This window comes from Halobacillus litoralis (assembly GCF_004101865.1).
Lineage (GTDB): Bacteria > Bacillota > Bacilli > Bacillales > Halobacillaceae > Halobacillus > Halobacillus litoralis_A.
Window position 1 is genome coordinate 2,713,933 of sequence record NZ_CP026118.1, and the last position, 15,481, is coordinate 2,729,413.

The 15,481-nt window shown below is 42.1% G+C and carries 11 protein-coding genes; 9 read left to right on the top strand and 2 right to left on the bottom strand.

The features are described from left to right. Positions 1 to 4: 4 nt before the first annotated feature. The 3 genes from HLI_RS13680 (at position 5) to cls (ending at position 3,808) form a co-directional block, all read left to right on the top strand. Positions 5 to 1,459 (top strand): glycoside hydrolase family 32 protein, encoded by a 1,455-nt coding sequence (locus HLI_RS13680; protein WP_128525480.1) that lies wholly within the window; start codon positions 5 to 7, stop codon positions 1,457 to 1,459. An 88-nt stretch (positions 1,460 to 1,547) separates the two neighbouring features. Then, positions 1,548 to 2,090 (top strand): transcription repressor NadR, encoded by a 543-nt coding sequence (locus HLI_RS13685; RefSeq protein WP_128525481.1) that lies wholly within the window; start codon positions 1,548 to 1,550, stop codon positions 2,088 to 2,090. Between the two features lie 275 nt (positions 2,091 to 2,365). After that, positions 2,366 to 3,808 (top strand): cardiolipin synthase, encoded by a 1,443-nt coding sequence (gene cls, locus HLI_RS13690; RefSeq protein ID WP_128525482.1) that lies wholly within the window; start codon positions 2,366 to 2,368, stop codon positions 3,806 to 3,808. A 329-nt stretch (positions 3,809 to 4,137) separates the two neighbouring features. On the opposite strand, the gene HLI_RS13695 is transcribed toward cls, so the two are convergent. Beyond that, complete coding sequence (locus HLI_RS13695; protein WP_128525483.1) at positions 4,138 to 5,286, bottom strand: S1C family serine protease; 1,149 nt, start codon at positions 5,284 to 5,286, stop codon at positions 4,138 to 4,140. 191 nt (positions 5,287 to 5,477) lie between these two features. Here HLI_RS13695 and HLI_RS13700 point away from each other — a divergent pair, with 191 nt between their 5' ends. From HLI_RS13700 to HLI_RS13725, 6 genes are all read left to right on the top strand, one after another. Further along, complete coding sequence (locus HLI_RS13700; protein ID WP_128525484.1) at positions 5,478 to 6,164, top strand: response regulator transcription factor; 687 nt, start codon at positions 5,478 to 5,480, stop codon at positions 6,162 to 6,164. Beyond that, on the top strand, positions 6,161 to 7,492 hold the full coding sequence (locus HLI_RS13705; RefSeq protein WP_128525485.1) for a sensor histidine kinase: 1,332 nt from the start codon (positions 6,161 to 6,163) through the stop codon (positions 7,490 to 7,492). Before HLI_RS13700 ends, HLI_RS13705 begins: the two co-directional genes overlap by 4 nt. Before the next feature lie 66 nt (positions 7,493 to 7,558). Then, positions 7,559 to 8,080, top strand: coding sequence for an acyl-CoA thioesterase (locus HLI_RS13710; RefSeq protein ID WP_206659667.1), 522 nt, complete (start codon positions 7,559 to 7,561; stop codon positions 8,078 to 8,080). 436 nt (positions 8,081 to 8,516) lie between these two features. Further along, a complete protein-coding gene (locus HLI_RS13715; RefSeq protein WP_206659616.1) occupies positions 8,517 to 9,932 on the top strand; it encodes an alanine/glycine:cation symporter family protein in 1,416 nt (471 codons plus the stop codon). 179 nt (positions 9,933 to 10,111) lie between these two features. Next, a complete protein-coding gene (locus tag HLI_RS13720) occupies positions 10,112 to 12,007 on the top strand; it encodes an ABC-F family ATP-binding cassette domain-containing protein (RefSeq protein ID WP_128525488.1) in 1,896 nt (631 codons plus the stop codon). A 144-nt stretch (positions 12,008 to 12,151) separates the two neighbouring features. Further along, positions 12,152 to 13,399 (top strand): aminopeptidase, encoded by a 1,248-nt coding sequence (locus tag HLI_RS13725; protein WP_128525489.1) that lies wholly within the window; start codon positions 12,152 to 12,154, stop codon positions 13,397 to 13,399. Between the two features lie 42 nt (positions 13,400 to 13,441). Here HLI_RS13725 and asnB read toward each other — a convergent pair whose 3' ends face one another. Next, positions 13,442 to 15,343, bottom strand: a complete 1,902-nt coding sequence (gene asnB, locus HLI_RS13730) for an asparagine synthase (glutamine-hydrolyzing) (protein WP_128525490.1) — start codon at positions 15,341 to 15,343, stop codon at positions 13,442 to 13,444. Positions 15,344 to 15,481 lie beyond the last annotated feature (138 nt).

Genomic DNA, 15,481 nt, shown 5'->3' on the forward strand with positions numbered 1-15,481 from the left:
GTGTATTTTGTCTGAACGCGATCTTGAATTACGTAAATTAGCTAATGAAGAAATAGAAAAGTATAAAGATAAGGTAGAAGCGGATCCTTATCGTTTGAATTATCACCATATGGCACCAGTGGGCCTTCTGAATGACCCGAATGGTTTTATCCAATGGAAAGGGACATACCATCTTTTTTATCAATGGATGCCTTTTGATACTGATCATGGAGCCAAGTTCTGGGGACATTATAGTTCGGAGGACTTCGTCCATTGGAAACATGAAGATATCGCCCTTACTCCTTCCGATTGGTTTGATGAAAATGGAGTATACTCAGGAAGTGCAATTGCTCATGATGATCATCTTTATTTGTTTTATACCGGTAATGTTAAAGATGAAAAGGGAGAACGGGAATCATACCAATGCGTGGCAGTTTCTGAAGACGGGGTGAACTTTGAGAAGAAAGGTGTTTCCGTTTATTTGCCTGAAGGTTATACGTCCCACTTCAGGGATCCTAAAGTGTGGAAAGAAGGAGACACATGGTATATGGTCGTAGGTGCTCAAAGTGAAGATTTGCAAGGGAAGGCCGTTCTGTTCAAATCAGAGGACTTTTCAGAGTGGGAACACCTTGGAGTGGTTACAGGAAGCGGTGAAGGAAATCTTGGAGGGTTCGGCTATATGTGGGAATGCCCAGACTTATTTGAACTGGATGGAAAGCATATCCTGGTTGTTTCTCCACAAGGGCTCGAAGCCGAGGGGATGCAATTTGCCAATACGTACCAAAGCGGTTACTTCGCCGGTTCTTTGGATTTCGAAAAAGTTCGTTTGAATCATGGAGATTTTCGTGAATTAGACAGGGGATTTGAATTTTACGCCCCTCAAACAACTCTTGATGAAAAAGGGAGGCGAATCCTGATCGGCTGGATGGGAGTGCCTGACCAATACGAACAGGCCCAGCCCACAATCGAAAACCACTGGATCCATTGTTTAACGATTCCTCGAGAACTGACATGGAACGGGGAGCAGCTTATCCAGACCCCTTTAGATGAGCTGAAAGAAATGAGAGGACCGGTCATACTCCATTCATCTATTACCATAGAGAATGATCAGAAAGCGGTCAGAGGAATTGAGGGAAAGTCCATTGAATTGAACTTAGAATTCGATGAGATAGAAAATCAGTTCGCGATTGAAATGTTCCAATACGCTTCCCTGAGCTATAAAGATGGAATTCTTACGTTATCAAGGCCTCATTTTGAAGAGAATCAAAAAACAGAATTCCGAAGAGTTGAATTGGCAGGAGAATTGAAAAGTCTTCGTCTGTTCATCGATCATTCTTCTTTGGAAGTTTTTGTGAACGAAGGGGAAGAGGTCCTCACCTCAAGAATTTTCCCACAAGCCGAAGATGAACATATTTTGTTCACATCACTAGGTACGAGCACTTTTTCCATTGAACAATGGAAGTTGAAAGGCTTCCAATAAATTTGAGAGTATTTTCCTATCCTCTTATGGAATTCCTGCAGTTTGTGATAAGATATTCTTACGTAAATCGCACGAAGGGGTCATTCAAATGAGTCAATCTTCTAAGAAAATGAAAGCGAACGAACGAAGAGAACATGTTTTATCTTTATTAAAACAAAGAGCAGAGCCGGTTACAGGGAGCTCTTTAGCTGAAGAAATGAAAGTTACAAGGCAAGTCATTGTTGGGGATGTATCCTTGTTGAAGGCAAGAAACGAGCCGATTGTAGCTACAAGTCAGGGCTACATGTACATGACAGATGCCAAAGAAGATTTGGCCTTTCAACGGACGATTGTCTGTCAGCATCCAGGAGAAGAAACGGAAAAGGAATTGAACATCTTGGTCGATCATGGTGTTCATGTTCAGGACGTAGTCGTGGAGCATCCAATATACGGCGATTTAACTGCTCAACTTAGAATTTCCAATCGCCGTGATGTGAAGAAGTTCATCCAACAAGTCCGCTCTACTCAGGCCTCCTTTCTATTAGAGCTGACAGATGGAATCCATACCCATACCATTGCATCTGACAGTAGAGAAGCCTTAGATGAAGCGGAAGCTGCTCTTGAAGAAGCAGGGATTTTGATGGAAAAATAATGGAGGATGGGAAGAGACATGCTTAGATGATTGAAAGCATGTCTCTTTTTTCTTGTGTTCAGGAAATTAGTGGATATCAAATGCAATATAAGCTCCATCCAGCTCCAGCGCCAGCGCCAAGCCCCTCGAGGTCTTAAGCAAACCTTTGCTGGGACAAAATGCCTTTTCGTAAGCAGGCGCTTGCTTGTACTTTTCGTTTCTATTGAAAAGAATTTGTTTAGAATATGATATATTAAAAGAGCGATCTTTTGTTAGAAAAAGGCAGGTGAGCCACATTGAATATACTTCCATATATACTGACTTTCATCTTGGGCTTGAATGTGCTATTAGCCTTGGCAATCATTTTTCTTGAGCGCAGGGATGCCAGCGCCACTTGGGCTTGGTTGATGGTTTTGCTCTTTTTACCAATTGCAGGCTTCCTTCTGTATTTGGTTTTTGGACGGCGATTAAGTAATAAGGAAATTTTCACTTGGGATAAAAAAAGCAGGTTAGGACTATTGACAGCTGTACAGGACCAACTGGCAGCAATCAAGGAAGATAGACTCGCAGTGCACCCAAAAGCCATCATTCCATATGAAGACTTGATCTATATGCATTTGAAAAATAATGATGCATTACTTTCACAAAACAATGAAGTGGAAGTGTACACAGATGGCCAAAAGAAATTTCATGCACTCATCGAAGATATCGAGAAAGCAGAAGACCATATCCATCTGCTTTATTATATTCTTAGGGACGATAATCTGGGGCAGCGCTTAGCTGAAGTACTGATGAGAAAGGCAAGAGAGGGAGTAGAAGTCAAACTTCTCTATGATGATATGGGATCAAGGTTGCTGACTCGTGGATATAAGAGGAAATTGAAAGAGGCAGGGGTGCAAGTCGAATCCTTCTTTCCCTCCTTTATACCTAAAGTGAATTTGAAAATTAATTATCGTAATCACCGAAAACTGGCCATCATTGATGGTGAAATAGGTTATATAGGCGGATTTAATATCGGAGATGAATATTTAGGTTTCAATAAACGATTCGGGTACTGGAGAGATACTCACTTGAGAGTAGAAGGGGAAGCGGTGAACAATATGCAGACCCGCTTTATTCTTGATTGGAATCAGGCGTCGAGACGGGATATCGTTTATGAAAATCGATATTATCAAGCAAAACCCAAAGGTGATGTCGGGATGCAAATCGTTTCCAGTGGACCGGACTCGGAGTGGGAGCAGATTAAACATGGGTACCTTAAAATGATACTCTCAGCTAAAGAGTATGTGTACATCCAAACTCCCTATTTCATCCCGGATGATAGTTTACTTGATGCCTTAAGGGTGGCAGTCTTATCCGGAGTAGATGTAAGGATCATGATTCCGAATAAACCGGATCATCCATTCGTCTATTGGGCGACTTTCTCCAACATTGGCGATATGTTGAAAGCAGGAGCGACTATCTATGTATATCAAAAGGGTTTCTTACATGCGAAGACGCTGGTTGTCGATGGGAATATCGCTTCCGTTGGGACAGCGAATATCGATGTTAGGAGCTTTCGATTGAACTTTGAGGTCAATGCGTTTATCTATAATCCTGATGTATCTCAATTGTTAGCTGATCGTTTTCATGAAGATATTGTTGAATCTACGGAACTTACTTTTAAATTGTATCAATCGCGATCGAAATGGATCAGGTTCAAAGAAGCCATTTCCCGCTTGCTGTCTCCTATCTTATGAAACGTTGAAGCATATCAGGGGTGGGAACGGTAAAAACCCTTGATGGTGAGCACCTTCGGATAGCTGTTTGCCCCGCTAGTTTTCCAGCATACCAGCTGGCTTATTTAAAAAACTTTCCTCATAAAAAATCCCTGCGCTTAAGCGCAGGGATTTTTTGAGAGAGGTTGGTTTGGTATAGTTTGCATTTCTTGCTTTCGGAAAGACCTTAGTGGCTTGAAGGGAACCTGCAGAGTCGGAGGGGGGATTCGTATCTGCTGGATTGAATCAAGCCCACCAAAGTGTTTCCGATTTTCTTACACGTATTCTCCATATTCATATCTGTTCAATTTTTACTGGGAGGTTAGTGTTAGTTCGACTTTCGTTTGTTCTCCGTCTCGGTAGACGGTGAGTTCAGCTGTATCTCCATCTTGCACTTGGTTGTAGAGATATTTTCTTAAACTCATAAGTGAATCGACTTTATTCCCGTCAATAGCGGTGATGACATCGTATTGACGAAGTCCTGCTTCATCGGCCGGAGAACCTTTTTCGACACCTTGGACAATGACACCATGGTCGATGTCGTTAGGTAATCCTAATTCCCTCTGAAGCACAGGGTTAGGGATTTGGTTTACGTCCTGGAGGGAAACTCCCATATATGGACGCTCCACTTCTCCTTTGGTTTCTAAATCTTCGATGACTGGTTTAGCTACATCCATCGGAATTGAGAAACCGATTCCTTCAACTTCTGCTTTTGCGATTTTCATAGAGTTTATCCCTATGACTTCGCCTTGCAAGTTGACCAGCGGCCCACCACTGTTACCAGGGTTGATGGCAGCATCTGTTTGAAGCACTTCGGTTTGCCAGTCTGGCTGTTGGTCTCCATTAATATCTACAGGGATATTTCGGTTAAGACCACTGACAATACCTTTAGTGGCTGATCCAGCGAATTCCATGCCCAGCGGGTTACCTATGGCTATGGCTGTCTGCCCGACCTCTACGTCATTGGCTTTGCCTAATTCAGCAACCTTCTGCACATGTTCGCTATCTATTTGTAAAACGGCCAAGTCTGTCAATGGGTCACTGCCTTTCAGCTCGGCTTCTACTTTAGTTCCATCACTCAAAATCACTTCCAATTCGGAAGATTTTTCAACAACGTGATGGTTGGTGGCAACAAAAGCTTTATCGCCGTCTTCTTTATAAATGACCCCAGAACCTGTACCGGCTTTTTTAGTTCCTTGCGGTGTTTCTTGAACATTGCTGATTCCTACGACAGCTTGTGAAGCTTTGTCGATCGCCTGGGTTACTTCTTCCTGGTTTTTACCAAGCTGTAATTCATTGGCTTGAGCTGTCGGCTTCTCCGTGTTTACGTTGACGGATACACCTTTCCATTGAAAAACTGTAGTAACTATAAATACAGCAATAATCGCACCTAATACACTGAAAGCTAAACCTGTACGCTTGTATTGACGCTTTTCTTTCTTTTTTTCTTCATCAAACATCGAGGAGCGGCAACCCCTTTCCTATATAAATTGATGCGATTTTCCTGTTGTTTCCCTCTGACAATTCTTATTCTACGGTGAAGTTATGGCATGACTTTGGTGTAAATGTGGAAAAAGTGTGTAAAGCAGGAGCAAATCCTGAAAATGTGAGAAAATAGATGTAAGAATAGCTAATGGCAGGAGGGTGAATGATGAATGATACAATTGGTCTCGTTGAAGACGACCCTAATATAAGAGAGATTGTTGAAGCATACTTAACAAAGGAAGGATATGAAGTGAAAGCTGTCGATACAGCAGAAAAAGCCTGGGATGTTTTTGAAACAGGTGCTCCGGACTTGTGGGTTCTGGATATTATGTTACCAGGGATGGATGGCTATGAATTTTGTAAACGCATTAGACAAACATCAGAAGTACCAATCTTAATCATTTCAGCTAAAGACGAAGAAGTGGATAAGATTTTAGGTCTTGAATTAGGCGGGGATGACTATCTGACGAAGCCTTTCAGTCCAAGAGAGCTGGTCGCAAGGGTGAAGCGGCATTTGAAAAAATGGGAAGCTATGAAGCCTCTGCCAGAACAAGGCGAGGAGAAGATTACAGCAGGGGATTTTGTATTGAATCAGCAAGAAAGACGTGTGTATTTCAAGGGTGAAGAAATAGAAGTGACGACAAAAGAGTTTGAAATCCTCAAGATTTTAGGCGCACAGGAAAATCGAGCTTTCTCAAGGGAAGAATTATTGGTGAAGGTTTGGGGTGATGACTATTTCGGAAGCGATCGGGCTGTAGATGATCTTATTAAGCGTTTACGCAAAAAAATGAAGGACCTGCCGATTGAAACGGTGTGGGGACATGGCTACCGACTAAGGGATGGATCCTCATGAAATTGCTTCATCAATTGAATGCAGCCTTTGCAGCATTGATTATCGTCATCATGTCTATCACGGCTTTTTTCATATACTCTCTATTGATGGATATGTTGATCCAGGATGAACAAAGGCAATTGAAAGGGAGAGCTGAACTGTTGATTGATATCATCTCTGAACAGGACCCTGACCGGAGTCCACAACTGTCCCAGCTCATCCAGGATCGTAATTATCCAATATTGCTGTTCGATCGTGCCCAGGATGAAGTATTGTTTAGAACGATGCCTGCTGAAGTCGCTGATTCCTGGATGGAGCGCTACGAAGAGGAGTTAGTGGACCAGGAAGTGTGGGAAAGCGGTGGAGAGAAATATGTTGTTTATGACTTTCCTGTCAACGCCGGGAATAATCAAATACTTGTCATGGCCACACCTCTGAATGACTTGCAAGCCGTACAGTCTGTTTTCGCTCTTCGTATGATCGCTGTATTCTTGATAGGATTATTTCTCGCTCTAATTGTCAGCTCTATTTTGACATGGAGGCTTGTCACTCCATTAACGAAATTGAAACAGGAAGTGAAAAAGATAGAGAAAAGGCAATTTTCCAAGGTGGAAAAAGTCAATGCTTCAGGTGAGATCAAAGAAGTTGAACAGAGTGTCAGGCACATGGCTGATGAACTTGCCCGCTACATTCATTCTCAAAAACAATTTTTCCAGAATGCTTCCCATGAATTGAAGACACCCTTAATGTCGATTCAAGGTTATGCAGAAGGAATTCGTGATGGTGTTTTTGAAGGAGAGGCAGCGGAAAAAGGTTTGAATGTGATGGTCAGTGAAACGGAGCGGTTAAAGAAAATCGTGAATGAAATGATTTTACTAGCCAAACTCGATAGCAGTGAAGATATTTATAAACCTGAACTTACAGATATTTCGGAAATCATCAGTCAGGCTAAAGATCGACTTTTCCCTTTGGCTAATGAAAAAGGAATCGACCTTGAACTTACGCATCTTCCATCCTTTTACTCAGTAGTAGATCGTGAACGTGTTTTGCAGGCATTAATCAATATTTTAAGCAATGCGGTAAGACATGCAAAACAGAAAGTTACCATAACAACTGAAGTGCAAGAGGGACGATTGAAAATCCAAGTGGGAGATGATGGCAATGGCATCTCAGAGGAACTTCTTCCCCAACTGTTCGAGCGTTTTATTAAAGGGAAAGAAGGGGAAACAGGATTAGGTCTTGCTATCTCACGAGCTATAATCGAACGGAGCGGTGGAACAATATACGCATTCAACCGCTCACAAGGAACGGGAGCGATTTTCGAAATAGAATTTAACCGCAAAGAGTGATATCAAACAATCATGGTATAATAAGGGACAGAGAACGATTCCATATGGAAAGAGAGGAAATAGATGATGGATGCTAAACCTTGTATAGATTCTTTAACTGTAAAAAGCTCACATGTGCTCCCACCTGATACGAATAGTCACGGGACACTTTTCGGTGGTAAACTGATGGCACATATTGATGATGTAGCCGCAATTGCCGCTGTCAGACATTGTAGAAAACCTGTCGTAACAGCTTCTATGGATTCTGTAGACTTCCTGCAGCCGGTGTTCGAAGGTGATACGGTGTGTTTAGAAGCCTTTGTAACATGGACACATAACACATCTATGGAAGTTTTCGTAAAAGCGATAACTGAAAATTTATTGACAGGTGAACGAAAGGTTTGTACGACTGCATTTCTTTCGATGGTGGCGGTTGATGAAAACAATGAACCCTCACCTGTCACGGCTGTATTTCCTGAATCAGATGAAGAAAAATGGCTCCATGAAGGTGCAAAAAGACGCCACGAACACCGTAAGAATAGAAGGAAGGAATCGAAAGAGCTTGCGAATAAGTTCGGTACAAGCCTTCCTTGGAAAAGGGGGCTGTAATCAAGCGCGGTTGCTTCCAAGGTAATCCGGAATATGGAAGCATTGATAAAGGTGATGTTTTTAGAGTCGAGTCTTAAATCGAAAAGATTTAGGACTCGGCTTTTTTTCTGTTAAATAAGCATCACCCCTTTGTTAAGTCAACAAAAATAAGGGTGAAATCTGTATTACTCCTCTTCACAAAGAATAATACAGAAGAAAAGCATGCCCAAAAGATTCCCATGTTCGCGCTCGCTGAACGCTCCTCTGGCTAATGTGAAGTGATAACAAGTAAGTCAGTACTTTATTTTTCGTTAGTACAATTAGTGAAAGAGGGCTCTCAATCATTATTTATGGTAAAATTGTCGAGTTGTCGCAATTTATTGTTTGTTATAAGGTGAGAAGGGGAAAGGTTCATCAGTTGTAAATATTTTGATACTATCATAATGAGGTGAAATGCATGCAAGAAGTACTCGGTTTTCTGAACGATTGGATGTGGGGGACCATCCTGGTCGTCACTCTTCTTGGGTTAGGACTTTGGTTCTCGATTAAATTGAACTTTGTTCAGTTCAGGTACATACCAGAAATGATTCGCGTATTGTTCGACAAACGATCCATCTCAGCAGAAGGGAAGAAAGGAACATCTCCATTCCAAGCTTTTGCTATCAGTACAGCTTCCCGTGTCGGTACGGGGAACCTGGCAGGTGTAGCCGCTGCTATTACAGTCGGAGGGCCTGGAGCTGTTTTTTGGATGTGGATTGTAGCTATTCTTGGAGGAGCTTCAAGCTTTATTGAAAGTACGTTGGCACAAGTCTACAAAGTACCAGATAAAGACCAGTACCGGGGCGGCCCTGCTTATTACATTGAAAAAGGGTTGAAGAACCGGACATTAGGAATAATATTCGCGATCACCATCACCTTTACATATGGTCTTGTGTTCAGTTCTGTCCAGTCAAATACGATTCGTTTAGCTTTTGAAAACTCTTTTAACGTCGATAAATGGCTGATGGGTGGTTTACTCACACTAGCTGTTGCTCTGATCATTTTCGGCGGGTTGAAACGAATTGCCCAAGTCACACAATTCATCATACCGATTATGGCGATTTTCTACATCATTTTAGCTGGTTATGTCCTTTTGGCAAATTTAGGACAAGTACCTACAATGTTCGGTCAGATTTTTGCAGGAGCATTCGGTTTCCGTGAGATTGCAGGCGGAACCTTCGGCGGTATGATTCTGATCGGAATCAAACGTGGATTATTCTCGAATGAAGCAGGAATGGGTAGTGCGCCGAATGCGGCTGCAACATCTGAAGTAACTCACCCAGTCAAACAAGGATTAATCCAAACACTTGGCGTTTTTACAGATACATTGCTCATCTGTAGTGCAACAGCTGTCATTATCTTGTTCGCTGGCGATTATGCCGGGACAGATTTAGATGGTATTCAATTGACACAAGAAGCCTTCGAATCTCAGCTGGGTGCGTGGGCGGCCATCTTTATTGCTATTGCAATTCTCTTGTTCGCTTTCAGTTCCATTATAGGAAATTATTATTATGGTGAAACGAATATCGAATTCATTAAAACGAGCAAAGTCAATATTTTCATTTATAGAATCGCGGTTCTTGCAATGGTCATGTTTGGTGCAGTAGCTGAATTCGGTCTCGTTTGGTCACTGGCTGACTTGACGATGGGGATCATGGCTTTAATTAACTTGTATGCTATATTGCGGTTGTCATCAGTCGCTTATGCTGCTTTAAAGGATTACCGGAGGCAGCGTAAGGAAGGGAAAGACCCTGTTTTCTATCAAGACCATCTTCCCGGCGTAGATGGAATGGAATATTGGAGAAGAGATCAGAGCTCTGAAAAAGAAAATTAAATTACAAGTTTGATTAAACACGACAAGTGAATCACCAAAAAGGTAATGGAAGGGAAACCGGGCTTAGGCCCGGTTTCTTTAATTTAATAGGTTACGCGACGCGATGATTAACGTAAGAAAGTGAATGAAGATACAATATGATATGATGAGAAAAGATTCTTTTTAAAGGGATGAGCGGAATGAGCCTATTATCAGTAAACAATTTAAGTAAAAGTTATGGAGATAAAGATCTGTTCGAGGACTTGTCTTTTGCAATATCAAGCAGGCAGCGCATTGGATTGATCGGCGTTAATGGGACGGGGAAATCGACGCTGTTAAAAATACTGGCAGGTTTGGAAACCGGTGATTCAGGAAATTTGGATCATGCCAAAGATTTCACGGTTGAATATTTGCCTCAAGAGCCGGATTTGGAGGAAGATAAGACTGTACTTGAGCAAATCTATTACGGTGATGCTGAAGTTATGGTGGTAATGCGTCAATACGAACATGTCCTGCTGGAGTTGTCCCAGGACCCAGAGAATACAGCTGTGCAAGAACGGATGCTCGAACTCCAACAGAAGATGGAAGAAAAAGATGCCTGGGAAGCGAATACAGCAGCGAAGACGATCCTTTCAAAACTTGGTATTGAATTCTTCGATAAGAAAGTGGGAGAGCTGTCGGGCGGGCAAAAGAAGAGAGTCGCGATTGCTAAAGCGTTGATACAGCCAGCAGACTTATTAATGTTAGACGAGCCGACCAACCACCTCGACAATGAAACAATTGAATGGTTAGAAGAGTTTTTGTCTTCCTACAAAGGAGCGCTAATGGTTGTCACACACGACAGGTATTTCCTCAACCGTGTGACAAACTTGATTTATGAGTTGGATCGTAGCGATCTTTATATATATGAAGGGAACTATGAAACCTTCTTAGAGAAAAAGGCAGATCGGGAAGAGTGGGAACGCCAAGCCCAGCAAAAGCATCAAAATACGCTGCGTCGTGAGCTTGCATGGCTGAAAGCGGGTGTGAAAGCAAGAACAACTAAACAGAAAGCCCGTAAGCAACGGGTGGAAGCGATGAAAGAAGAAAGTTTCGATACAAAGAAAGAGAATGTCGACATGGCGATCGGCTCAAAAAGGCTGGGTAATCAAGTCATAGAATTAGAAGGGATTTCACATTCAATTCAATCGCATTCACTCATTGAAAACTTAGATTACCTCGTGGTGCCAGGGGAACGGTTAGGCATTATCGGCCCGAACGGATCCGGAAAAACGACGTTGCTCAACATCATGGCAGAACGCATCAAACCTGATCAAGGAGAGGTCCGCGTTGGTTCTACGGTACGGATTGGTTACTATACACAGGACCACGAAGAATTGGATGAGAGTTTGAAGGTGATTGAATACATCAAAGAGGTAGCTGAAGTTATTAAGACGGCTAATGGAGATGAAGTCACCGCAGAACAGATGTTGGAACGATTCTTATTCCCGAGACCTCAGCAATGGACTTATATTAAACGATTATCTGGAGGGGAGCGTAGACGCCTCTATTTATTAAGAGTTCTAATGAGCGAGCCCAATTTACTTTTCCTTGATGAGCCGACAAACGATCTGGATACGGAAACATTAAGTGTATTGGAAGAGTACTTGGAGCATTTTCCGGGAGTTGTCATTACGGTTTCTCACGACCGCTATTTCTTGGATCGTGTAGTTGATAAATTGCTTGCTTTTGAAGGAAAGGCAGCCATCCGAAAGTTTTATGGAAACTACAGTGAATATCTGGAAGATAGGAAAAATGAGAAAGAAGCTGTACAGGTTGAGAAAAAAAGTTCTGCTCAAGAAGACACTCGCAGATCCAACCGGAAGCGGAAGTTAACCTATCGTGAAAAGCAGGAGTGGGAAACGATCGAAACGGTAATTTCTAATTTGGAAACCCGTTTAGAGGAACTAAATAAACAGCTCACAGAAGCAGCTGCAAACTATGATAAAGTCCAAGAAATTTCTCTTGAACAGGAGAAAGTAGAAGCCGAATTGGAAGAGAAAATGGAAAGATGGGAAGAGTTGTCCTTGATTGTTGAAGAAATAGACAATCAATGATGGACCAGAGATCCAACGAGAGTTGGGTCTCTATTTTTAATTTTTCTGGAAATTAAAGCGGATGTGCTAGCTTATTTTTGAGGTTCTGAGTGTTTTGTGGAATAATGAATACGGATACAAAGCACTGAATAGGAGGAATGTTCGATGAAAATGCCAAGCAATGACAAATTACAAAAATATGCTGAACTGGCTTTGCGTACAGGAGTCAACTTACAAGACGGCCAGCTGCTCATGATCAATTCCACAATCGATGGAGCTGAATTCACACGCATCGTCGCTCAAAAAGCTTTCGAAATGGGAGCAAAAGATGTACATATCAACTGGGGTGACGATACACTCACTCGTATGAAGTACGAACATGCGGACCAAGAGACCTTATCAAATGTTCCACAGTGGCAGCAACAGAAATTCACTTACTTTGCTGAACAAGGAGCCGCGATTCTATCCATCCGATCCACCGACCCGGATTTGCTGAAAGGTATTGATGCTGGGAAAGTAGCTGCAGCTAACAAGGCAAGAGCAGAAGCTATGGCTACATTCCGGGATTACACAATGAATGACCGCATCCAATGGTCGATTGTAAGCATTCCTATCCCTGCTTGGGCTCAAAAGATATTCCCGGATGAGAATGTAGAAACAGCTGTAGAAAAGCTTTGGGAGCAAATTTTCAGTATCGTACGTGTAGACCAGGAAGATCCCATCGCTGCTTGGGAAGAACATAACCGAACCTTAATCAAGGCTCGCGAATATTTAAACAAAAAACAATATCAAAAATTAATATACAAAGCTCCGGGAACAGACTTAGAAGTTGCGTTACCTAAAGGGCATATCTGGAAAGGCGGTCCTTCCAAGACAGTAGAAGGAGGAGTGCAATTCAACCCCAACATGCCGACAGAAGAAGTGTTCACAGCTCCTCATAAATACGGAGTGGAAGGCACCGTATCAAGCACGAAACCATTGAATTATGGTGGAAATGTAATTGATGACTTTTCTGTTACTTTCAAAGAAGGTAAAGTGGTTGACTACTCAGCAGAAGAAGGTAGTGAAACATTGCAACACCTACTGGATACAGATGAAGGTTCACGTCGCCTTGGTGAATTGGCTCTTGTCCCACACGAATCACCCATTTCTCAGTCAGGACTGATTTTCTATAACACGTTATACGATGAAAATGCTTCTTGTCACTTGGCACTTGGGAAAGCATACCCGAACAATATGACAGGCGGGTCAGATATGAGTGAAGATGAGCTAGACCGAAATGGCGTCAATCATAGTTTGTCCCACGTGGATTTCATGATGGGTTCAGAAGAACTTGATATTGATGGGGTATTGGAAGACGGTACGACAGAACCAGTGATGCGTAATGGCAGCTGGGCTATTTCGTTCGAATAATGAAGCAGAAAAAGGCAGCTTAAGTATCAGCTGCCTTTTTTATTATGCATGTGCTAATGTTTCTTCCGATTCGGCTATTTTAAAGTCATAAGGAGGTGCGCCATCGTTGACGAAGTAAACCTCATACCAGATCAAGAATACATAAACCGTCCAAATGCACCGGTGCCAGTTCCCTTGATTTTCATAATGAGCATCTAAATATCCCAGCAGTTCCTCGGTATGAAAAAAACTGGAAGCTGTTTCGGACAGAAGGACCTCTTTGACATGTTCATAATATCTTTGTTTCCTTAACCAGTCCCGAATCGGAACGGGGAAGCCGACTTTTGCACGATCCGCCCATTCCTCTGGGAGAACAGACTTTGCAGCTTGCCTTAATGCGTATTTTGTATCTTTTGGATGGACTCTCAGGGAGGGAGCAAGTTTGCTGGCTGTTTCCATCACCTGTTTGTCTAAAAAGGGCACCCTTAATTCAAGGGAATGTGCAGAACTCATTTTATCTGCCTTTTGCAATATATCCCCTGGGAGCCAGTGGTGGATATCTGTGTACTGCATTTTGGTGAAATCGTTTGTGTGACGCACTTTTTGATATGTTTTTTTAAGAATCATAGACGCTGTTTTCCCGCTATGATATGGCGGTTTCAATAGAGATACCGCGCCCTCTTCCGAGAAAATTTTCGCTTGCCCGATGAATTTTTCTTCTACTTTCTTACCCCCCATGAGTAAGAAATTGGTGAGCTGATTTTTGGGCAATCGCTCACATATCTTAGAAACGAATTGGCGTAATGGAAATGGAACCTTCTCATAAGCCTGGTGCTTCCTACTAATTTGATACCAGTCATAACCCCCGAATAATTCGTCTGCTCCTTCCCCTGATAAAACGACTGTGACATGCCGGCTGGCAAGTTCCGCTAAAAAATAGAGAGGTATGGAAGATAAGTTTGCATGCGGTTCATCCATGTGGTATTGAATCGCTGGGACCTTCTCAAAAAACTCTTCACCTGAAATCAATTTTCTATGGTTTTGTATTTCAAGTTGTTCAGATAGGTCTTCCGCCAGGTTTGTTTCGTTAAATATCCCATTATAATCCTTGAATCCCACAGAGAATGTCTTTTTAGGTTTCATCAGTGTCGTTACATAGCTGGAATCGATCCCTCCTGAAAGAAATGATCCGACTTTCACTTCACTCATTTGGTGATGGCGGACGGAATCTTCCATGAAATTCTTAATTTCCTCCACTGCTTCTTCCAAGGTTAGTGTCGTTTCGGTATATGTGGTGTCCCAATACTCGTGTACTTGGCAACTTCCTTTTTTATAAATCATATAGTGTCCTGGATTAAGCTTGAAAACGCCTTCAAAAAATGTTTCCACAAGAGCAGAATATTGGAAGGTTAAGTATGGCTTCAATGCTTCCTTATTAAATTCTTTAACAAAAGAGGGACAGGGAAGAAAGGATTTGATTTCAGATCCGAATAGGAAAGATCCATCTTTAGTGTTACTACTATAATAAAGCGGCTTAATGCCGAAGGGATCCCGCGCTAAAAAGAGTTCTTCTTGTTCTTTATCCCATATTGCAAATGCGAACATCCCACGCAGTTTATGAAGAATTTCAACTCCATATTCTTCGTATCCATGAAGCACCACTTCGCTGTCTGTGTGACTTTGGAACTGGTGCCCTCTTTCTATTAGGGGGTCTTTTATGCTGTTAAAATTGTAAATTTCACCATTGAAAGTCAAAAGAAAGCGTTTGTTTTCACAAAACATAGGTTGATTCGCGTTTTCAGTCCTATCGATAATGCTGAGTCTCCGGAACCCTAAGCTTACTTCTCTATCATGATAATAACCACCATTGTCGGGTCCGCGATGATGGATTTTCTTCATCATTTCCTGGATCACTGACGGTTCGAAATATTGATCATTATGTATAAGTCCGACAATTCCACACATTGTAACCATCCTTTTTTTAGTATATTTTGAATGAAAGATAAGCCCGCAACCTCATGGATACGGGACATTATCATTCATCAAATCTGGTCTTTGACTTTATCTTGCCTGATTCACTGTCTGAACCTGGCAGGTTGGCAG